General features: G+C 76.7%; 12 protein-coding genes and 1 tRNA gene. 9 read left to right on the plus strand and 4 right to left on the minus strand.

From position 1 onward, the window contains the following. The first annotated feature begins 9 nt into the window (after window positions 1-9). The 3 genes from HDA33_RS01830 to HDA33_RS01840 are packed head-to-tail and all read left to right on the plus strand — an operon-like array spanning window position 10 to window position 7,387. The gene (locus HDA33_RS01830; protein ID WP_184170321.1) at window positions 10-414 is read left to right on the plus strand and encodes an MGMT family protein; all 405 of its coding nucleotides are present in this window, start codon (window positions 10-12) and stop codon (window positions 412-414) included. Further along, window positions 411-3,827, plus strand: a complete 3,417-nt coding sequence (locus HDA33_RS01835; protein ID WP_184170324.1) for an ATP-dependent helicase — start codon at window positions 411-413, stop codon at window positions 3,825-3,827. Before HDA33_RS01830 ends, HDA33_RS01835 begins: the two co-directional genes overlap by 4 nt. Further along, on the plus strand, window positions 3,815-7,387 hold the full coding sequence (locus tag HDA33_RS01840) for an ATP-dependent helicase (protein ID WP_184170327.1): 3,573 nt from the start codon (window positions 3,815-3,817) through the stop codon (window positions 7,385-7,387). The genes HDA33_RS01835 and HDA33_RS01840 overlap by 13 nt, the downstream gene beginning before the upstream one ends. Here the strand turns inward: HDA33_RS01840 and HDA33_RS01845 are convergent. Next, window positions 7,374-8,483 carry a phosphotransferase gene (locus HDA33_RS01845; protein WP_338104219.1) on the minus strand — a complete coding sequence of 370 codons (1,110 nt, stop codon included), beginning with the start codon at window positions 8,481-8,483 and terminating at the stop codon, window positions 7,374-7,376. The genes HDA33_RS01840 and HDA33_RS01845 overlap by 14 nt on opposite strands. A 72-nt stretch (window positions 8,484-8,555) precedes the next feature. On the opposite strand from HDA33_RS01845, the gene nudC reads away from it, so the two are divergent. Together nudC and HDA33_RS01855 are read left to right on the plus strand one after the other, a co-directional pair. Further along, complete coding sequence (gene nudC, locus HDA33_RS01850; RefSeq protein WP_184170330.1) at window positions 8,556-9,575, plus strand: NAD(+) diphosphatase; 1,020 nt, start codon at window positions 8,556-8,558, stop codon at window positions 9,573-9,575. A 15-nt stretch (window positions 9,576-9,590) separates the two neighbouring features. After that, complete coding sequence (locus HDA33_RS01855) at window positions 9,591-11,720, plus strand: ATP-dependent DNA helicase UvrD2 (RefSeq protein WP_158492808.1); 2,130 nt, start codon at window positions 9,591-9,593, stop codon at window positions 11,718-11,720. A 73-nt stretch (window positions 11,721-11,793) separates the two neighbouring features. On the opposite strand, the gene HDA33_RS01860 is transcribed toward HDA33_RS01855, so the two are convergent. After that, a complete protein-coding gene (locus HDA33_RS01860; protein ID WP_246416842.1) occupies window positions 11,794-12,564 on the minus strand; it encodes a ThiF family adenylyltransferase in 771 nt (256 codons plus the stop codon). Window positions 12,565-12,663: 99 nt separating this feature from the next. Here HDA33_RS01860 and HDA33_RS01865 point away from each other — a divergent pair, with 99 nt between their 5' ends. Then, window positions 12,664-13,494, plus strand: coding sequence for a M48 family metallopeptidase (locus HDA33_RS01865; RefSeq protein ID WP_184170333.1), 831 nt, complete (start codon window positions 12,664-12,666; stop codon window positions 13,492-13,494). 64 nt (window positions 13,495-13,558) lie between these two features. On the opposite strand, the gene HDA33_RS01870 is transcribed toward HDA33_RS01865, so the two are convergent. Further along, window positions 13,559-14,959 (minus strand): zinc-dependent metalloprotease, encoded by a 1,401-nt coding sequence (locus HDA33_RS01870; protein WP_184170336.1) that lies wholly within the window; start codon window positions 14,957-14,959, stop codon window positions 13,559-13,561. 194 nt (window positions 14,960-15,153) lie between these two features. On the opposite strand from HDA33_RS01870, the gene HDA33_RS01875 reads away from it, so the two are divergent. From HDA33_RS01875 to HDA33_RS01885, 3 genes are all read left to right on the plus strand, one after another. Continuing rightward, the gene (locus HDA33_RS01875) at window positions 15,154-16,224 is read left to right on the plus strand and encodes a YlbL family protein (protein WP_338104220.1); all 1,071 of its coding nucleotides are present in this window, start codon (window positions 15,154-15,156) and stop codon (window positions 16,222-16,224) included. 131 nt (window positions 16,225-16,355) lie between these two features. After that, window positions 16,356-19,556, plus strand: a complete 3,201-nt coding sequence (locus tag HDA33_RS01880) for a UPF0182 family protein (protein ID WP_184170339.1) — start codon at window positions 16,356-16,358, stop codon at window positions 19,554-19,556. A gap of 186 nt (window positions 19,557-19,742) precedes the next feature. Further along, window positions 19,743-19,816 (plus strand) — tRNA-Met (locus HDA33_RS01885). 265 nt (window positions 19,817-20,081) lie between these two features. Here HDA33_RS01885 and HDA33_RS01890 read toward each other — a convergent pair. After that, entirely contained in the window at window positions 20,082-21,482 is a 1,401-nt protein-coding gene (locus HDA33_RS01890; protein WP_017488800.1) for a sodium/glutamate symporter, read from the minus strand. Window positions 21,483-21,504 lie beyond the last annotated feature (22 nt).

The raw sequence follows: 21,504 nt of genomic DNA on the forward strand, positions 1-21,504 counted from the left end.
GATGGGACCGTGACGACGCCGCCCGCCGACCCCCGTCCCGTCCCGGACGGCCCGCTGACCCTGGGGGAGGGGCTCGAGGCCGTGGCCCGGCTCGTCCCGGCCGGGCGGGCGGTCAGCTACGGGGGCCTGGCCGGGCTGCTGGGCGTCGGCGGACCGCGCCAGGCCGGCCGGGCCATGGCCGAGTCCGCCCCCGGCACGCCGTGGTGGCGCGTCGTCGGGGCCGACGGGTCGCTCCCCGGGGAGCTGGCGGGGCGGGCCGCCGTCGAGCACGCGCGCGAGGACACGCCGGTCCGCCCGGGCGGGCGCGTGGACCTGCGGCGGGCCCGCTGGGAGCCGGACGAGGCGGCGCTGGGCGCCGTGGCCGCGATCGCCGCGCGTATCGTGTCCGGGCCCGGTGCGAGGATGCAGGCATGACCTGGCAGGCAGACGAGGACCTCCTCCTGGACGACGACGCCGCGGCCCCCGAGCGCGCGGCGCGGCTGGTGAGCCCGGCGGCCGCGCCGGCCGAGCGGGTCGCGCTGACCCCGGAGCAGGAGGCGGTGGCCGCGATGGGCCCGGGCCACGGGGCCGTGCTCGTGCTGGGCGCGCCCGGCACGGGACGCACCACCGTGGCCGTGGAGTACGCCGCGCGCCGGCTCGAGTCCGGGACGGACCCGGAGTCCCTGCTGCTGCTCGCCCCGAGCCGGGACGCCGCCGCCCGCCTGCGGGACGCGCTGACCCGCCGCCTCGCCGCCGCCGGCCGCGGCACCCGCGCCGTCACGCCCGTGCGCACGTGGACCTCCTACGCGTTCGACCTGCTCCGCCGGGCCCGCGTCACCGGCCCGCTGAGCCACCTGCCCGTCGCCCCCCGCCTGCTCACGGGCGCGGAGCAGGACACCGTGATCGCGGAGCTCCTGGAGGGGTACGCCGCCGGCCACGCCGAGGCGCCGCGCTGGCCGCAGGACGTGGCCGCCGCCGTCGAGACCCGCGGCTTCCGCCGCGAGGTGCGCGAACTGGTGGACCGCATGAGCGAGTTCGGCGTGGAGCCCGGCCGACTGCAGGAGCTCGGGGCCGCGCACGCCCGGCCGGTGTGGGAGGCGGCCGCCGTGCTGCTGCAGGACTACCGGGACCGGATCGACCTGGGCCTGGCCGAGGCGTTCGACGCGGCGGGGCTGATCTCCGCCGCGGTGCGCGTGCTCACGGAGCGCCACCCGGAGGACCCCGAGCGCGACGCCGCCGCCCTCGCCTTCGCCGCCGCCGAGCGGGAGCGGCTGCGCACGCTCGTGGTGGAGGACCTCCAGGAGGCGACCCCGGCCGTCCACGACCTGCTCGCCGTGCTGGGCCGCGGCCGGGACGTCCTGCTCACGGCCGGCCCGGACACCGCCGTCGAGGGCTTCCGCGGGGCGCGCCCGGACCTCGTCTCGCGCTACCCGCAGGCCCTCGACCCCGACCCGGTGCCCGGAGCCCCGGAGGCACCGTCGCCCGAGGAGCGCACCCGCGTGCTCACGCAGGGGCACCGCATGGCGCCCGAGGTGCAGGACGCCTTCCTGCGGGTGGCGCGCCGGGTGCGCCAGCGCACCGCCGCCGTCGAGCACACCCGCACGCAGACCGCCCCCGCGGACGGCCCCGGCACGGTGCGCGGCCACGTGGTCCCCACCCGCGCCCACGAGGACCAGCTGGTGCTCGAGCGGGTGCTGCGCGTGCACCACGAGGACGAGGTGCCCCTGGACCGCATCCTCGTGGTGGCCCGCTCCGGCTCGCGGGTGGCCGCACTGGCCCGCCACCTCGAGGCCGAGGGCGTGCCCGTGCTGCGCGACGCCGCCGGCCTGGTGCTCAAGGAGGAGCCCGCCGTCGCCCCGCTGCTCACGCTGCTGGCCGCCGCCGGTGCGCTCGCGGACGACCCCGAGGCCGGCGTGGAGGACGTGCTGGACCCGGACGAGGTGGTGGCGCTGCTCACCGGCCGCTACGGGATGGCCGGGGCGCTGCACGTGCGCCGGCTGCGCCAGGACCTGCTCGCCGCCGAGCGCGGCCGCGGCGGACGGCGCTCCTCGGACGCCCTGCTCGCCGCCGCCCTGCTGGACCCGGCCCTGGCCGGGCCGGAGCACGAGCGGCACCGGGCCCTGCGCCGCGTGCACTGGATGCTGCAGGCGGGGCTCGAGGCCGCCCGCGCCCCGTCCGCCTCGCCCGAGGCGGTGCTGTGGGCGCTGTGGTCGGCCTCCGGCCGGGCCGAGCGGTGGCGCTCGACCGCGCTGCGCCCCGCCGAGCACGCGAACGACCGCCGCGAGTCCCGCCGCGCGGACGCGGACCTGGACGCCGTCGTCGCGCTGTTCAAGGTGGCCGAGCGCTTCGTGGACCAGTTCCCGGGCGCCGCCCCGGAGGCCTTCGCGGTGTACATGGAGTCCCAGGACCTGCCCGTGGACACCCTGGCCCGGCGCGCCGAGGCCGGCGACGCCGTGCACGTGCGCACGCCCGCGGCCGCCGCCGGACAGGAGTGGGACACCGTGATCGTGGTGGGCCTGCAGGAGGGCGTGTGGCCCAACACCCGCCTGCGCGGTCAGCTGCTCGGCGCCACCGACCTGGCGGACCTGCTCACCCTGCCCGAGGGCGGCGCCTGGCCCACCGACCACCGCACCCGGCTGCAGGAGGTGCGCCAGGACGAGCTGCGCATGCTCGCCGCCGCCGTCTCCCGCGCCCGCCGCCAGGTGGTCGTCACCGCCGTACGGTCCGCTGAGGACGCGCCCTCGGACTTCCTCGACCTCGTGGACCCGCCCGAGCGGCTGCCCGCGCCGGCCCGGGACGAGGCCGGGGTGCGCCGCCTCACCGCCGTGCCCGACCCGATCACGGCGCCCGCCCTCGCGGGCACGCTGCGCCGCCGCCTCGAGGAGGACCCGGGTCAGGGCCCCGCGGCCGCCGGCCTGGCCGCCCTGGCCCGGGACGGGGTGGGCGTCGCCGACCCGCGGCGCTGGTGGGGCCTGCTGCCGCTGTCCACCGACGCCGCGCTCGCGGACCCGGCGCAGGACGTCGTCGCCCTCTCGCCCTCCCGCGTGGAGACCGCCCTGCACAACCCCCTGAACTGGCTGCTCTACCACGTCGGCGCGACGGCCGGCGGCACCCTCGCCCAGTCCGTGGGCACCCTGGTGCACTCCGTGGCCGAGCACCACCCCGAGGGCGTGCCGGAGCAGGTGCGCGCCGAGCTCGAGCGTCGCCTGCCCGAGCTGGGCCTGCCCGAGGGCTGGATCACCGAGATCGAGCACGAGCGGGCCCGCGCCCTCGTGGACGCCTACATCGGCTACTGGAGCATCGCCCGGGACGCCGGCCGCCGCCCCGTGGCCCAGGAGGTGCGCCTGCTCGCCGAGCTCACGTGGGGCGGGACCACCGTGCGCATCACCGGCGTGGTGGACCGGCTCGAGGCGGACGCGGAGGGGCGGCCCTTCATCGCCGACCTCAAGACCGGCCGCAGCGCCCCCACCGGCCCCGAGATGGCGCGCCAGCCCCAGCTCGCCGCCTACCAGGTGGCCGTCCTCGCCGGCGGCCTCGCGCAGATCCGCGACGACCCGGACGCCGACCCCGCCCTGCGAGCGGCGCTCGCGGACCTGGCCCGGCCCGCCGCCCCGGCCGGCGCCGCGCTCGTGCAGCTCGGCGCCGGCACCCAGAAGACCAAGGTCCAGGACCAGCCCGCCCTCGGGCCGGAGGACGACTGGGCGCTCGAGCAGGTCTTCACCGCGGCCCGGCGCACCGTCGGGCCCCGGTTCCTGGCCATCCACGAGGCCGGGGGCCGCCGGTGCGCGCTGCCCTCCGTCTGCCCGCTCTGCTCCGAAGGAAGGCAGGTCACCGAATGGCCCCGCTGACCGGCGGCCCCGCCGCCCCCGACGCCGGCCGCCCCGCCGGACCCGACGCCGTGCCGGCCGACCGCCCGGGCACCGCGGACGCCGTGCACGCCCCGCAGGACATCGCCGCCCGGCTGGGCCTGCCCGCACCCACCGAGGAGCAGGCCGAGGTGGTCACCGCGCCCCTGGCGCCGCGGCTCGTGCTGGCCGGCGCCGGCTCCGGCAAGACCGCCACCATGGCCGACCGCGTGGTGTGGCTCGTGGCCAACGGCGTCGTGCGCCCGGACGAGGTCCTCGGCGTCACCTTCACCCGCAAGGCCGCCGCCGAGCTCGCCGAGCGGATCAACGGCCGCGTGGACGCCCTGCTGCGCTCCGGGCTGCGGATCCCCGGCTTCGACGGCGAGCCCGAGGACCTGGGGCGGGCGTCCGTGTCCACCTACCACTCGTACGCCGGCGCCCTGGTGCGGGACCACGGGCTGCGCATCGGCGTGGAGCCGGAGGCCCGGCTGATGGGCGGGGCGGACGCCCACCGCCTCATGGGCTCCGTGGTGCGCTCCCACCCGGTGGTCGCGGACACGCTCGGCGTGGCCCCCTCCCGCCTCGTCTCGCAGGCCCTGCACCTGGCCGGGGACATGGCCGAGCACCTCGTCACCCCGGAGGAGGTCCGCACCCACCTGGCCCGCGTGGCGCAGCAGGGGCGGGACCTGCCGCTGCCGCCCCGCACGAAGGCCCCCACGAAGGAGATCGCCGCGTTCTTCACGGGGCTCGCCGACCGGGCGCTCATGTCCGACCTCGTGGCCCGCTACGACGAGGTCAAGCGCGAGCAGGACGTGATGGACTTCGGCGACCTGCTGCGGCACGCCGCCCGGATCGCCTCCGAGGTGCCGGCGGCGGGGGAGCAGGAGCGGGCCCGGTTCCCCGTGGTGCTCCTGGACGAGTTCCAGGACACCTCGCACGCGCAGATGCGGATCTTCGCCGGGCTGTTCGGGCCGCGGGGTCCGGAGGACGACGCCGCCGGGCTGGGGCACTGCGTCACCGCGGTGGGGGACCCGCACCAGTCCATCTACGGCTTCCGCGGCGCCTCCGCCGGCCAGCTCTTCGCGTTCCCCCACGCCTTCCCGCGCCTGGAGACGGGCCCGGACGGCGGCCGGCGCCGCGTCAACGCGGACGTGTCCCACCTGACCGTCGCGTGGCGCAACGAGGAGTCGATCCTGGCGGTGGCCAACACCGTGGCCGCCCCCCTCAACGCCCACGCGGCCGCCTCCGGCGGCGCGCCCGTCGAGGTGCGCACGCTGCGGCCCCGCCCAGGGGCCGGCGACGGCGTGGTCCGGGTGGACCGGTTCCTCACCCCCGAGGAGGAGGCGCACGACGTCGTCCGGCGGCTCGCCGACCTGGCCGAGGCCGACGGCGCCGCGCCCAGCCGGGCCGTCCTGTGCCGCACGCGCGCCCAGTTCGGCCCCGTGCTGGAGGCACTCGAGGCCGCCGGCGTGCCGTACGAGGTGCTCGGCCTCTCCGGGCTGCTGGCCCTGCCCGAGGTGGCCGAGGTGCTCGCCGTCCTCCACGTGCTCGCCGACCCGGCCCGCGGCGACCAGCTCGTCCGTCTGCTCACCGGGCCGCGCTGGCGCATCGGCCCGGCGGACCTCGAAGTCCTCCACGAGCGCGCCCGCTTCGTGGCGCGGATGCGCGCCCGGCGGGCCGCCGGCGAGGACGCACAGGACCCGGAGGGCACGGGCGGCGCGGACCCCAAGGCCGCGGCGGCCGAGGACGTCAGCCCCGAGGAGGAGGCCGACTCCGCGGCGCTGCTCGAGGCCCTCGACTCCCTGCCGGGCGAGGGCACCGAGTGGACCGGCTCCCGGGGCCGGGGCTTCTCGGCCGAGGGGCTCGCCCGGCTGCGCGCCGCCCATGCGGAGCTGCGCCGGCTGTCCGCCCGGGCGGGGGAGGACCCCGCCGACCTCATCGCCGAGGTGGTGCGGGAGACCGGTCTGGACGTCGAGGTGGCTCTGCGCCCCGGCCACTCCGCGGCCGCCGCCCGCCGGCACCTCAATGCGTTCCAGGACGCCGCCCGGGACTTCGGCGCCGGCACCGCCGGGGCCGACCTCGCCGCCTTCCTGGCCTGGACCGAGTCGGTCATGGAGCACGAGGACGGCCTCGGCGTGGAGAACGCCGAGCCGACCCCCGGCCTCGTCCAGGTGCTCACCGCCCACGCCTCCAAGGGCCTGGAGTGGGACGTCGTCGCGGTCCCGGGCCTGCAGGAGGGCACCTTCCCCTCCACCCGGGCGGACCGCTGGACCACCCCCGGCTCCGGGGCGCTGCCGTGGCCCCTGCGCGGTGACCGCGGCTCACTGCCACAGTGGGACGGGACCTGGGCGCAGGACCAGCGCGACTGGGTGCAGTCCGCAGGCACCAAGTACAGCTCGAAGGCGGCCCAGGAGGGCAACCCGGACCCGTACGCGGCCGCCGTCGAGGCCCACGCGGAGCGGGAGGAGCGCCGCCTCGCCTACGTCGCCGTCACCCGCGCCCGGCGCGAGCTCTGGCTCAGCACCTCCGCGTACAAGGGGACGAACAAGGACCCGCTGCCGCCCTCGGCGTTCCTGGAGGAGGCGGCTGGGCTGGCCGGCCGGGTCCCGGGCATCGTCGCCGGCCACGCCCCGGACGAGGACGGGATGCCGGAGGCGAACCCGGCGGCCGGGCGCACCCTGGTCGCCTGGTGGCCGTTCGATCCCCTGGACGGCCCCGAGGCGTTCCTCGCCGACCCGGAGGACCCCGAGGACGAGGGCCGGTGGCGGCCCCTGCCGCGCCGGGCCCGCGCCCGCCGGGACGCCGTCGAGGCGGCCGCGGCCGCCGTGCGCGCCGCCGAGCCGTCCGCCCTGGCCGCCGAGCCCGAGCTCGCCCGCCAGGTGGACTGGGTGCTGCTGCGCCGGCGCGACGTCGCGGGCTCCGGCGGAGACGTCGCGCTGCCGGACCACGTCTCGGTCTCCCTCTACGGGGAGCTCGCCGCGGACCCGCAGGCCGTGGCGGAGCAGCTGCGCCGCCCCCTGCCGCGTCCGCCCGCGCACGCCGCGCGCCGCGGCACCGCCTTCCACGCCTGGCTGGAGGAGCGCTTCGGCGCCACCGGCATGCTGGACATCGACTCCGCGGAGGACGCCGAGGACCTCTGGGTGGACGAGGCCCTCGACCTCGAGCCCATGCAGGCCTGGTTCCGGTCCTCGCGCTGGGCCGAGCGGACGCCGGCGTTCGTGGAGGCGCCCGTGGAGACCACCGTCGGCGGGATCACCCTGCGCGGCCGCGTGGACGCGATCTACCGCTCCGGGGGAGACCCGCGGAACCCCGTGGACCCGGAGGCCGACTGGGAGCTCGTCGACTGGAAGACCGGTGCCGTCCCGCGGGGCCGGGACCTCGAGCTGAAGTCCCTCCAGCTGGCCGTCTACCGGCTCGCCTGGTCACGGCTGCACGGGATCCCGCTCGAGCGGATCGGCGCGAGCTTCGTCTACGTGGCGCACGGGCAGGAGCGGTCCTTCCCGGACCTGCCGGGCGAGGCCGAGCTCGAGCGCCGTCTCGCCGAGGCGCTCAGGCGTCGGTGACCCGGCGGTGGCCGGAGGCTCCGCCCGGCTCCGCGCCGCCCGGCGCCGAGCCCTCTTGCACGGCCGCGTGGCGCTGCGCGTCGTCGCGGGCGTCGGCCGCCGCGTCGGCGGCGTCCTCGGCCGCGTCCGCGGCGGCCTGCTCCCGGTCCTGCCGGTCCTGGGCCTCCTGCGCGGCGCGCACGTCCGCCGCGAGCTCGGCCAGCATGGCCTCCGCCTCGGCCACCATGGCGGCGTCGTGGCGGTCCAGGCCGCGGGCGAGCCACTGGGCGAGCGCGAACTCGGCCAGCAGGGCGGCGCGGCGCATCAGGTGCGTGTCGCCGTCGTCGGCGGCCCCGGCCGCGGCCCGGCGGGACTCGTAGGCGTCCAGGACGCGGTCGGCCAGGTCCGGGTCCTCGGCGGCGGCCAGCCACGCCACGTCCGCGGCCGGGTCGCCCCGGTGCAGGTCGGTCCAGCCGGTCACGCCCACCACGCGGCCGCGCTCGAGCAGCAGGTTGTCCTCGTGGAGGTCGCCGTGTACGGGCACGGGCGTGAACCGCCACAGGGCCTCCTCCTCCATGGCCTCCTCCCAGCGGCGCAGCAGCAGCGGGGGGACGCGCCCGGAGGTGGCGGCCTGATCCAGCGCGTGCAGGTGCCGCTGACGAATCTCCTCGGCGGAGTAGGACGGCAGGTCGGCCTGGTCCACGACGTCGTCCGGGAGGGTGTGGATGGCGGCCAGCACGCGCCCCACGTCCTGGACGGCGGGCTCGCCGAGGCGGGCGAGCTCGTCCAGGGAGACCGGGCGGCCCGGCATGTCCTGGTAGACGAAGGTGCGCAGCCCCTCGAGCCGGACGGCGCCGGCCACGGAGGGGGTGCGGAACGGCAGGGCCGCGCGCACGGCGGGGGTCAGGCCCGCCAGGACCTGCAGCTCCGTCTCCAGGCGGATGCCGGCCTCGGGGGTGCGGGGGGAGCGCACGCGCCAGCGCTGGCCCTCCCCGTCCACCACGACGGCGGTGGAGAAGTCCGCGGGGTCGTCCGGGCTCGCCTCCACGGAGACGGGGGCGAGGCCGGGGACGGCCGCGGCGGCCAGGGCTGCAAGACGTAGGGGCTGACGATCCACCCCTCCAGCCTAGGCGCGACGCGGCGTCCGGCGCCGCCGGGCGCACCGGCGGCGGCTCGATAGCCTGGTGCCATGCCCGTCCCGGACCCCTCCGCGCCCGCCCCCGAGCCCCGCCACGACCCCGCACCGGCCTCCGCCCCGGCGGCGCCCCTGGCGCTGCCGCTGGCGCGCGAGGAGGTGGACCGCGGCGCCGTCGCCCGCCTGGACCCGGGGCACCTGGCCGCGGCCTGGGAGCGGGAGGGCACTGAGGTGCTGTGGCTGCAGGGCGGCCGCGCCCCGGTGGCGGACGGCCGCCTGCGCTTCACCACGCCCTCCGGCCCCGTCCCGCCGCAGGCCGCCTACCTGGGCCGCGGCACCGCGGCCGACCTCGGCCCCGGCGGGCGGGAGCGGGCCGTGGTGGCCGTGGCGCTCGAGCCGCCGGCGGTCCTGCCCCCGGATGCGGCGGCCGCCCTCGGGGACGCCGCCTGGGTGGGCCTGCGCGACGCCGCGGCCGCCCTCTCCGACGCGGACGCCGGGCTGTTCGTGGCCGCCGTCGCCAACGCCAACTGGCACGCGGCCCACCGGTTCTGCTCCTTCTGCGGCGGCGCCACCGCGGTGGAGGCCGCCGGCTGGGTGCGCCGCTGCGAGGCCTGCGGCCGGGAGCACTTCCCGCGCACGGACCCGGCCGTGATCGTGGCCGTCACGGACCCGGACGGCCGGATCCTGCTGGGCCGCAACGCCGCCTGGCCCGCCGGGCGGTACTCGTGCCTGGCCGGCTTCGTGGAGCCGGGGGAGTCCCTCGAGCACGCCGTGGTGCGCGAGGTCGCCGAGGAGTCCGGCGTCACGGTGGCCGACCCGCGCTACCGCGGCTCCCAGCCCTGGCCGTTCCCGCGCTCGCTCATGCTCGGCTTCACGGCCCAGGCCCCCGCCGGCGCCGAGCCCGTGGCGGACGGCACGGAGATCCTCTCCGTCCGGTGGTTCGAGCGCGAGGAGCTGGCCGCGCTGGCGCGCGAGGGCGAGATCACGCTCCCGGGCGCCGTGTCCATCGCCCGGGCGCTCATCGAGGATTGGTACGGTGGGACGCTGCCCGATGCGCAGACCCTGATCACCTAGGAGGACTCGTCCCGCATGAGCACTCCCGACGAGATCCTCCGCGGCCTCGACCCGGAGCAGCGCCGCGCCGCCACCGCCCTGCAGGGGCCCGTGTGCATCCTCGCCGGCGCGGGCACCGGCAAGACCCGCGCCATCACCCACCGCATCGCGTACGGCGTGGCCTCCGGCGTCTTCGACCCGCACCGCACGCTCGCGCTGACCTTCACGGCGCGCGCCGCCGCCGAGATGCGCACCCGCCTGCGCGACCTCGGCGTGGCCGGCGTCCAGGCCCGCACCTTCCACTCCGCCGCCCTGCGCCAGCTGCAGTACTTCTGGCCGCAGGCCGTGGGCGGCCCCATGCCCTCGCTGATCGAGAACAAGGTGCGCCTGCTCACCGAGGTCGCCCAGGGCATGCGGATGAGCGTGGACCGGGCCGGGCTGCGCGACCTCGCCGGCGAGATCGAGTGGGCCAAGGTCTCCCTGCACGCCCCCGAGGGCTACGCGGAGGCCGCGCGCGGCCGCGAGATGCCCGCCGGCTGGGACGCCACCACCGTGGCCCGCCTCTACACGGGCTACGAGGAGGCCAAGACGGCCCGGAACATGATCGACTTCGAGGACGTCCTGCTGATCCTCGTGGGCATCCTCTCCACGGAGCCGCGCATCGCCGCCACCATCCGGGACCAGTACCGCGTGTTCCTCGTGGACGAGTACCAGGACGTCTCCCCGCTGCAGCACCGCCTCCTGGACCTGTGGCTGGGGGACCGGGGCGACCTGTGCGTGGTGGGCGACGCCTCCCAGACCATCTACTCGTTCACCGGGGCCACCTCCCGCTTCCTCACGGACTTCCGGGAGCGCCATCCGGACGCCACCGTCGTCGAGCTCGTGCGCGACTACCGCTCGAGCCCGCAGGTGGTGGAGGCCGCGAACCGGCTGCTCGCGGACCGCACCAAGGCGGGCCAGCGGGACCGCACGATGCCCCGCTGGCCGGACCCGCTCGAGCTCGTCTCCCAGCGCCCCAACGGGCCGGATCCCGTGTTCGCCGAGTGCACGGACGACGAGGCGGAGGCCGGCTGGGTCGCGGACCGGATCCGCGCCCTGATCGACGACGGCGTCGCCGCCTCGGAGATCGCCGTCCTGTTCCGCACCAACGGCCAGTCTCAGGCGTTCGAGACGGCCCTGTCCTCGGCCGGCATCGGCTACCAGCTGCGCGGCGGCGAGCGGTTCTTCTCCCGGCGCGAGGTGCGCGACGGCATCCTGCAGCTGCGGGCCGCGGCCCGCGCCGCGCAGGACCTCACCGGCGACGACGTCCCGGACCGGGTGCGCGACGTGCTCGCCTCCCTGGGGTACTCGGCGCAGCCGCCGGCTGCGACGGGCGCGGCGCGCGAGCGCTGGGAGTCCCTGCACGCCCTCGTGAACCTCGCCGAGCAGCTGGCCGGCTCGCGCGGGGCGGAGTTCACGCTCACCGAGCTGGTGGCCGAGCTGGACGAGCGGGCGCAGCACCAGCACGCCCCCACCGTCCAGGGCGTCACCCTGGCCTCGCTGCACTCGGCCAAGGGCCTGGAGTGGGACGCCGTGTTCCTCGTGGGCCTCTCCGAGGGCCTCATGCCGATCTCCTTCGCCGAGACCCAGGCCGAGGTGGACGAGGAGCGCCGCCTGCTCTACGTGGGCATCACGCGCGCCCGCGAGCACCTGTCCCTGACGTGGACGCTCTCCCGCGGCACGGGCGGGCGCTCCACCCGCCGCCCCTCCCGCTTCCTCTGGGCGATCGACCCCACCCTCGGGGGCACCCGCGAGCACGCACCCGCCCGCGGATCCGCGCCCGGCGCCGCCAAGCCCCGCCGGCGCGGGGCCACCGTGGCCACGTGCCGCACCTGCGGCAAGCCCCTGGAGACGGGCGCCGAGCGCAAGGTCGGCCGCTGCCTGGACTGCCCGGCCACCTACGACGAGGCGGTGCTCGAGCAGCTGCGGGACTGGCGCAGCCGCACCGCCGCCGAGATGAAGATGCCCGCGTTCGTGGTGTTCACGGACGCCACGCTCGTGGCCATCGCCGAGGCCATGCCCGCCTCGCCGAAGGAGCTGCTGGCGGTGCCGGGGCTGGGGCGCACGAAGCTGGAGAAGCACGGCGAGGCGCTGCTCGAGCTGCTGCACGGCACGCCGACGGCCTGAGCCGGCCGCCCGCGGCCGCACGGGTGGCCCCGGCCGCCCCCGCAGCCACTGCCGTCCCCCGCGGGGACCCTCCTCACGTGCCCCAGGCGAGCGCGTCCGGATCGCACGCGCACCCGGCCCGCGGCCGGACCCGCGCCCGGCGGGTGCGCCCGCTCGCCCGGTCGGCCCGCACCACGCCGGCCGACGGGCCGGCCCGCAGGGCGTCGGCGACGAGTACGGCCGCCCGCTGGGCGGTGAGGGCGTCCACGGCCGCCGCTCCGGCCGCACCGGAGGACGTCGCCCGTCCTCGGGCCGACCGCCGGCCGGACGGGCCCACCGGGTCGGCCGGCAGCGAGCACAGCGGGCAGCCCACGACGCCGGGGGCGCACCAGGGCCCCACCGCCACCGCGCGGGGCCCCACGCGCACGGGCAGGAGCGGGTGGTCGGCGGCGAGGGCCTGCGCCGCGAGGTCGGCGTCGAGGACGTCTCCGACGGCGACGCTCGCCTGGCCGACCAGCACGGGCAGCGGGCCGTGATGGGCGTAGACGCGCAGCCCCGGGGCCACGTCGAGCAGGCGCCGTTCGAGGGCACGGGCCCGCGGACGCCCGAGGTCCCCGGGCAGCAGCCCGGTGCCGAGGTCGGCAGCGTCCACGGGGCGCGGATCCCACAGGGCCATCCGGTGGGCGCCGGCGCCGGCCAGCGCGTGGGCCACCGCCACGCCGACGGGGTCCAGGCCCGCGACGTGGACGTCCACGGGCGGCTCCCACCCCGCGCCGGGAGGCCCGGGGTCGAGGGCAGGGCGGACGGCGCCGGGCTCGGCGGAGGACAGGGCGTCGGACAGTGCGGAAGACGGGGCGGCGGGCATGGCGGCTCCTCTCGGGCGGGTGCGCCCCACCCTGCCAGGGCGCCGTCGGGCCGCCCGGGGTTGTCCACAGCCGGAGCGCCGATGGCGGACAATGGCCGGATGCCTCCTGCCGACGCCGCCGTGCCCGTGCCTGCCGAGCCCGTGCCTGCCGAGCACGAGCGCGGAGAGCCCGTGCCCGCCGAGCACGAGCGCGGAGAGCCCGTGCCCGCCGCCGCGGCCGTCTCCGCCCTGGCCCGTCGCCCGGCGCGCCGGGGCGCCGTGCGGCAGAGCACCGACCTGGACTGGGAGGGCACGCCCGTGCGGCTCGTGCGCTCCACCGCCCGCACCCGCACCGTCTCGGCGGCCTGGCGCGAGGGCCGCCTGCAGGTCAACGTCCCCGCCCGGCTCACCCCGGCCCAGGAGCGCGAGTGGATCGCCCGCATGGTCGAGCAGGTGGCGTGCCGCGCCGGCGCCGGAGCGTCGCCCGGGCGCGCTGGCGCCGGCTCGCAGCCCGGATCCGGCCCGGGCGCGGGCTCCGGCGGGGACGAGGCCCTGATGGCCTGGGCGCAGCGGCTCTCCGCCGCGCACCTGGGCGGACGGGCCCGGCCGGCGTCGGTGGCCTGGTCCGCGCGGCAGCGCCGCCGCTGGGGCTCGTGCACGCCCTCCCAGGGGACCATCCGGCTCTCGGACCGCCTCCGGGGCATGCCGGACTGGGTGGTGGCCGCCGTCCTCGTCCACGAGCTGGCCCACCTGCTCGAGTCCGGCCACGGGCCGGCGTTCCGCCGCCTCGTCGCCGCGTATCCGCGCTACGAGGAGGCCATGGCCTTCCTCGACGGCGTCGCCTTCGCCGAGAGCCGCGGGCGCACCGCCCCGGACGCCTGGGCCGACGACGAGGACGCGACGGACGCGGACGCGCCCGACGACGGCCCGACCGAGGACGAGCGGGCCTGAGACGACCGCGGGCGGCCCGCACCGTGGTGCCGGACCGCCCGCCGTCGTCGTGGGGGAGAGGGGATCAGCCCTCCTTGGGCGCGTCCCCGAAGCCGCCCTCGAGGAGCTTGCGCAGGTCGTCGTCGAGCGAATCCGTGCTGGCGTCCGCGGCGGTGCGGCGGCCGGCGTACCCGGCCGGGTCCTCGAGGTCCTCGGCGGTGGGCTGGCGCTCGGGGTGCCGCCAGATCTCCTCGCGGTACTCCTTGCCCTGCTCCGCGGTGACGTGCTCCCAGAAGGCGGCGGCCTCCCGCAGGCGGCGCGGACGCAGCTCCAGGCCCACGAGCGCGGCGAACGCCTGCTCGGCCGGGCCGCCCGAGGCGCGGCGGCGGTTCATGGTCTCGCGCAGGGCGGCGGCGGACTCCAGCGGTGTGGCGGCCTCGGCCACCACCACGTCCACCCAGCCCTCCACGAGGGCCACGAGCAGCTCGAGCTGCTGCAGGGCGGCCCGCTGGGTGGCGTCCGGGGCGGCGATGAAGGAGGAGCCGTCGAACACGGCCTGCATGGACTCGGGGTCCATGGGGTCCACCGACCGCGCGGCCTGCTCGATGCCCTCGGTGTCCAGGCGGATGCCGGCCGCGTACTGCTCGATGGCCGCGTAGAGGTCGCGCTCGAGCCACGGGGAGTGCAGGAACAGGCGCATGCGGGCGGCCTCGCGCAGGGCGAGGTAGATGCGGACCTGGTCGTCCGGCACGCTCAGGCCGTCGCCGAACTCCTCGACGTTCACCGGTACCATGGCCAGCCGGTGCCCGGCGATCGGCAGGCCGATGTCCGTGCCGGAGAGCACCTCCTTGCCGAGGGCGCCCACGGCGCCGCCGAGCTGCAGGCCGAACATGGTGCCGCCCATGTTCTTCAGCATCGGCTGGAGGCCGGCGAGCATCGAGGCGTCCATGCCCTCGGGGAGCTGGCCCGGCAGCTGCTGCTCGATCGCGGCGGACATGGCCCGGGACATGGACACGGCCACGGGCTCGGTGAGGCGGCGCCACTGGTCCATGGTCGCCTCGACCCACTCGGCGCGGGACCAGGCGACGCCCACGCTGCCCACCGGCTCGGTCTGCGTGGCGCCGTCGAGCCACAGCTCGGCCAGGCGCAGGGCCTCGTCCACCTCGCGACGCGCGAACGAGCCGATCGCCGGGTCCTCGCCGGCCACGGCCTGGCGCGCGGCCTGCTTGGCCAGGGTCCAGTTCACGGGGCCCTCGGAGCCGGGGCCGGGGTTCATCATCGCCTGGAACTGCGCCATGGCCTGCTGCATCATCGCGGGGTCCAGCTGCGAGGGGTCGAAGGGCATCCCGCCGGGGCCGCCCATGCCCTCCATGGCGCGGCGGATCTCGTCCGGGTCGGGGCCGTTGCCGCCGAAGAGCTGCCGGAGCATCTCCTCCAGCGGGTCTCGGCCGTCGTCGGATCCGGGAGTGCGCGGGTCGTTGCTCATGGCCCCAGCGTATCCGCGCGGCCCCGGGGTGCACCCGCCCTCCCGACGCCGCGGCGGCCCGGTTCGCCCTCGGCGCACGCCCGCGCCCGAGCGGGGCCCGGGGTCCGCGTAGACTGGGACGACCGTCGCCGTGCGGCACGTGCCCGGCGGCGAGGACGGCCCCTGACCAGGACCAGCAGGAAAGTCGGTGTCGCGTGCGCGCAGTGCCCCCGAGGACCACCCGTGCCCCGCGCCTGCCCGCGTCCGGATGGCTCGCCCTCGGCAGCGCCGGCCTGGCCCTGCTGCTTCCCACCCCCTACATCCTCGAGAGCCCCGGCCCCGCCGTGGACCTGCTGGGGGAGCGCGAGGGCGCCGAGGTGCTCCGCGTGGAGGGCGGGACGCCGGACGAGGGCGAGGGGACGCTGGACATGACCACCGTGATGGTCGGCGGCCCGCCCATCAGCACCACCTCCGTCATCGACCTCGCCGGGGCCCTGGCGGACCCTGCCGTGGACGTCGTCCCGCGCGAGCTGATGTACCCCACCGGCATGAGCTCCGAGGAGGTCGGCGCGGCCAACACCGCCGCCATGTCCGACTCGCAGGACACCGCCGCGGCCGCCGCCCTCCACGCGCTCGGCCGCCCCGTGCCCAGCACCCTCGTGGTGCACGAGCTGGTGCCCGGCGGCCCCTCCGAGGGCGTCCTGCGCCCCGGGGACGAGGTGATCGCCGCCGCGGGCGAGCCCGCCGAGGACCTGGAGGACCTGCGCGCCGCCGTCGGGTCCGCGGGCCCGGACCCGGTGACGCTCACCGTGCGCCGGGACGGCGCGGTGACGGAGCTGCGCGTGCCCGTGGCGGCCGCCCCGGAGGGCGCGCCGCAGCCGTGGCAGATGGGCGCGCTCATCGAGACCGTCGTCGACGTCCCCCTGGACGTCGAGCTGACCGTGCCGGACATCGGCGGCCCCTCCGCGGGCCTGATGTTCGCGCTCACCGTCCTCGAGCGGCTCACGCCCGGCGCCATGACCGGCGGCGCGCCGATCGCGGGGACGGGCACCATCACCCCCGACGGGGTCGTCGGGCCCATCGGCGGCATCCCGCAGAAGGTGCGCGGCGCGGCGCAGGCTGGGGCGACGACGTTCCTCGCCCCCACCGCCAACTGCGGCGAGCTGGACGGCCGGGTGCCCGAGGGGCTCCAGGTGTACGCCGTGGACACGCTCGCCCAGGCCCGGGAGATCGTCGAGGCCGTCGGCCGGGGCGAACCCCCCGAATCCGCCCGCACCTGCGGCTGAGCGCGCCGGAGCGCGCCGGCCGGCACGAGACCGCAGAACCAGACCACGAGACCCATCGTCTCGGCCGCGGGGCGCAGCGCCCCCGGCCGGCAGCAGATCCCCGCGGACGCGGGAGGGAAGAGGACAGAGCAGTGAGCTTCGGACAGGGAGGCGGCGGGCCCTTCGGCGGCCCGCCCCGGGACGGCGGCGGATCCGCCGGGGGCTCCTCCGGCCCGTTCGGGGCGTTCGGCCCCTTCGGCGGCGCGCCGCAGGGACCGGGCGGCGACGGCCGTGACGGCGGCCAGGGCGGCGGGCCCTTCGGCCCGTTCGGCGGGGGAGCCGGGGGCTCCTCGGCCGCAGACCGGCCCCGCTCCGGCCGGCCCGGGCGCCCCAGCGCGCTCGTGCTCACCGTCATCGCGGTGGCCATCCTCGTGGGGCTGTTCGTGCTCTTCACGAACGTCTACACCGAGGTCCTCTGGTTCTCCCAGCTGGGCTTCACCGAGGTGTTCTGGACCGAGGTCCTCGCCAAGGCCGCGCTGTTCCTGCTCGGCGCCCTGGGCATGGCCCTGGCCGTGTGGCTGGCCATCCGCACCGCGTGGCGGCACCGTCCGTCGGACGCCTCGGCGGCCGGGCGCGACTCGCTGAGCCAGGCGCAGCGCCAGCTCGAGCCGATCCGGCGCCTCGTGTTCCTGGGCGTGCCCGTGGTGCTCGGCCTCTTTGCCGGCTCCGCGGCCATGAACGGCTGGGACACGGTCCTGCTGTTCCTCAACCAGGTGCCCTACGGCCAGGCGGACCCGGAGTTCGGCCTGGACATGATGTTCTTCATGGCCACGCTGCCGTTCCTGAGCCTCGTGGCCGGGTACCTGACCTCCGTGGTCCTCGTGGCCGGCATCGCCGGCGTGCTCGTGCACTACCTGTACGGCTCCGTGCGGGTGGAGGAGGGCGGCGGCATCCGCGTCGCCCCGGCCGCGCGCGTGCACGTCGGCGTGGTCCTCGCCCTGTTCCTGCTCCTGCAGGCCGTGAACTTCTGGCTCAACCGGTACCGCACCGCCCAGTCCCAGTCCGGGTCCTGGGCCGGCGCCCTGTACACGGACGTGAACGCCGTGATCCCGACCTCGGCCATCCTCGCGGTGACCGCGGTGATCGTGGCCGGCCTGTTCGTGTGGACCGTGTTCTCCGGCAAGTGGCGCCTGTCCCTGATCGGCACCGCGGTGCTCGTGATCACCGCGCTCGTGGTGGGCACCGCCTACCCGTTCGTGGTGCAGGAGTACCAGGTCAAGCCGTCCGAGCGCACGCTCGAGGCCGAGTACATCAGCCGCAACATCGAGCTGACGCGTGAGGCCTACGGCCTGGACGCCGTCGAGGTGACCAACTACGAGGGCGTCACCGAGACCGAGGCCGGCGCCCTGGCGGGGGAGGAGGCCAACACGGCCAACGTCCGCCTCATGGACCCGAACCTGATCTCCCAGACCTTCGGCCAGCTCCAGCAGTTCCGCCCCTACTACGCGTTCCCGAACACCCTGCACGTGGACCGCTATGAGGTGGACGGGCAGACCCGCGACACCATCCTCGCCGCGCGCGACGTGAACGTGGACGAAACCCAGTCCTGGGTTAACCGCCACACCATCTACACGCACGGCTACGGCATGGTGGTCGCGGACGCGTCCGAGGTGGCCGCCGGCGGCCGCCCGCAGTGGCTGCTCTCCGAGATCCCGACGCGCGGCCCGCTCGCCTCGGACGAGGACTACGAGCCGCGCATCTACTTCGGCCAGAATTCGCCGTCCTACTCCGTGGTCGGCGCGCCCGAGGGCGCCCCGGCCGTGGAGCGCGACCGCCCGCAGACGGCGGACTCGCAGGACGACACCGCGTACACCTTCTCCGGTGACGGCGGCCCCTCCGTGGGCGGCCTGTTCAACCGGCTGGCCTACGCCGTGAAGTTCGGCTCGCCCGAGCTCGTGCTCTCCTCGGACGTCAACGAGGCCTCCCAGATCCTCTACGACCGCGACCCCGCGGACCGCGTGAGCAAGGTGGCCCCGTACCTGACCGTGGACACCTCGCCGTACCCGGCGATCGTGGACGGCCGCGTGCAGTGGATCGTGGACGCCTACACCACCTCGGACCAGTTCCCGTACTCCACCGCCCAGCAGCTGGGCGAGGTGACCGTGGACTCGCTGAGCCAGGGCCCGAACGCCGCCCTGCAGGGCCGGGTGAACTACATCCGCAACTCCGTGAAGGCCACCGTGGACGCCTACGACGGCTCCGTGACCCTCTACGCGTGGGACGACCAGGACCCGCTGCTGCAGGCCTGGCAGAAGGTGTACCCGAGCTCCCTGCGTCCGTACTCCGAGATGAGCGCGGCGCTGATGGACCACGTCCGCTACCCGGAGGACATGTTCAAGGTCCAGCGCGAGCTGCTCGGCCGCTACCACGTGACCGACGCCGACGACTTCTACGAGAACAACGACGCATGGTCCGTCCCCTCGGACCCCACGCGCGACGGCGACGTCAAGCAGCCCCCGTACTACATGACGCTGCAGATGCCCGGCCAGGAGGAGCCCGCCTTCTCCCTGACGAGCAACTACATCCCGCAGATCACGCAGGGCACCCAGCAGCGCAACGTGCTCTACGGCTTCCTCTCCGCCGCCGGCGACGCCGGCACGGGCGAGGACGGCGTGAAGGCGGAGGACTACGGCACGCTGCGCCTGCTCGAGCTGCCGCGCTCCACCACGGTTCCCGGCCCCGGCCAGGCGCAGGCGAACTTCGACTCGAACGCCACCGTCTCCCGCGAGCTGAACCTGCTGCGCCAGGGCGCCTCCGAGGTGCTCAACGGCAACATGATCACCCTGCCGGTCGCGGGGGGCGTGCTCTACGTGCAGCCCGTGTACGTCCGCTCCTCGGGCGGCACCACCTACCCGACGCTGCGCAAGGTCCTCGTGTCCTTCGGCGACAAGGTGGGCTTCGCGGACACCCTCCAGGAGGCCCTGGACCAGGTGTTCGACGGCGACTCCGGGGCCGTCACCCCGGAGGAGGGCCAGGCCGGCGACCCGCCGCAGGGCGAGGACGGCGCCGCCCCGGCGCCGGGATCGGTCGAGGAGGAGCTCTCTGCCGCCCTGGCCGAGGCCCAGGACGCGCTGACCCGCGGCCAGGAGCGCCTGGCCGAGGGCGACTGGGCCGGGTACGGCGAGCAGCAGGACCGCCTCAACGAGGCCCTGCGCCGCGCCACCGCCGCGGACGACGCCCTCGACGGGGACGCCCCGGCCGACGGCGAGGCCCCGGCGGAGGGCGAGGCCCCGGCGGAGGGCCAGCCCCCGGCCGAGGGCTCCGAGGCGCCCAGCCCGGCGCCCGAGGGCTGACCGCAGGGACCGGCCCCGCTCCACGGGGCCGGTCCCTCCCGGCCGGTCCGAGCATCACGAGGCGGGCCGCCCCCCACGCCGAGCGCGCGGGAGGCGGCCCGCCTTCGTCGTCGGGGGTGGGGCCCGGACCGCCTCGGGGGCCGATTTGGACTCCGTCCGGAAGGTGTGTATAGTTCTATGAGTCGCCGCGGGGTGGAGCAGTTCGGTAGCTCGCCGGGCTCATAACCCGGAGGTCGCAGGTTCAAATCCTGCCCCCGCAACGAGAAGAGAAGGCCCCCAGCATATGCTGGGGGCCTTCTCGCATGTCCGGGCCCGTGTCGACCGCCCCGATGCCACCTCGCCGAGGCCGGTCCCGCCACACCGCCGGCCCGCTCCTTCGCCGCCGGCCCGCCTCTCCTCGCACCGCCCGGCCGGCCACCCCGCCGCCGGCAGGAGCCCCGCAACGCCCGAGGGCGGCCGCCCCGGCCGCCGGCACGGGGCCGGGCCGCGGGGCGACCGCCCTCGGGCGATCGGTGCGGGGACGGGTCAGCGGCTGGCGGCCCGGACCGCCTGCTGGGCGGGGGAGCGCACGCCCGGGTCGGTGCGGCGCAGCCAGATCGCGGCGAGGATCGCGGCGATCGCGATCGCGCCCCAGATCCCGACGACCGCCCAGGACAGGCCGGCGATGAGCAGCAGGGGCACGAAGGACACGGCGGCGATCTCCACCGGGACCACGGGGATGTAGGCGACGCCGAACTGCTCCATGGTCCCGGACTTCAGCTTGGGGTCCACGATGCGGAGCATGGCCACGCCCGTGGCGACGGCGCCGGTGGCCCAGCCCCACGTGAACAGCTGCTTCTCGAACCACGCGTCGGTCATCACGCGCGGAGCCACCACGAGGCCGAGGAACAGGGCGAGGGCGAGGCCGATGACGAACAGCACCAGCAGCGGCTGCCAGTAGTCGACCACCACGGTGGGGGCGATCGAGGCGATGCCGCACACGATGAGGATGTCCGTGGCGGTGCCGGACACGGAGTTCAGAGACCCGGGGTCGAGAAACTTCGCGGTCTTCGTGGCCTGGAAGACCACGCGGCCGATCAGGCCGAGGATGAACGCGACGGCGAAGGCGGGGATGATCAGCTTCGGGCCGTCCTCGCCCACGATGTTCGGCCACACGGCGGTGATCCACGTGACCACGCCGTGCGCGGCGGCGGCGATCATCGCCACGACGCCGACCTGGAAGGCGAGGGACTCCACCGAGGCGGCGGAGAAGGTGTGGCGGCCGATCACGGGGCGCTCCTGGACCTGGTCCAGCACGCCGGTGCGCAGCTCGTCCGGGATGGAGGTCAGCCCGGCGAACTCCTTCGCGTGGCCGCGCTTGGCGCCGATCTTGGCCTGGATGATGCCGCCGACCACGCCGACGATCATGCCGACCGTGGCGGAGGTGTACGCCAGGGAGGTGACGGTCATGTCCCCGTTGGCGGCGTAGGCCTGGCCCACGGCCGCGGCGGAGCCGAAGCCGCCCGCCCAGCCGGCGAACAGCAGCGCGGCGAACGAGTCCGGCGTGGAGAACAGCGGCTGCAGCACGAGCAGCGCCACGAGCGCGCCGATCGCCACCTGCGAGGCGTAGATGAGCACGCCGTAGGAGGCGAAGGAGCCCACGGGGCGGCCGATCTTGCGGACGTCGAAGTCGTCGGTCAGCGCGATGCAGACGAACACGATCACGATCAGGATCGAGCCGTAGGTGCCCAGCTGGGTGCTGAACGGCAGCCAGCCCAGGACGTTGGGGCCCAGGACGAGGCCCAGGATGCCGGCGATCACGGAGGCCGGGATCATGAGCGTCTGGAGCGGCTTGATGACGGCGCGTGCCAGCGTGCCGACGGCCAGCAGGGCGCCGATCAGGCCGGCGTCGACCAGCACGGACCAGGCCGTGAACTGCTCTTGCATGGGGTTCTCCCTCTGTGCGGAG

The organism is Micrococcus endophyticus (genome assembly GCF_014205115.1).
GTDB classification, from domain to species: domain Bacteria; phylum Actinomycetota; class Actinomycetes; order Actinomycetales; family Micrococcaceae; genus Micrococcus; species Micrococcus endophyticus.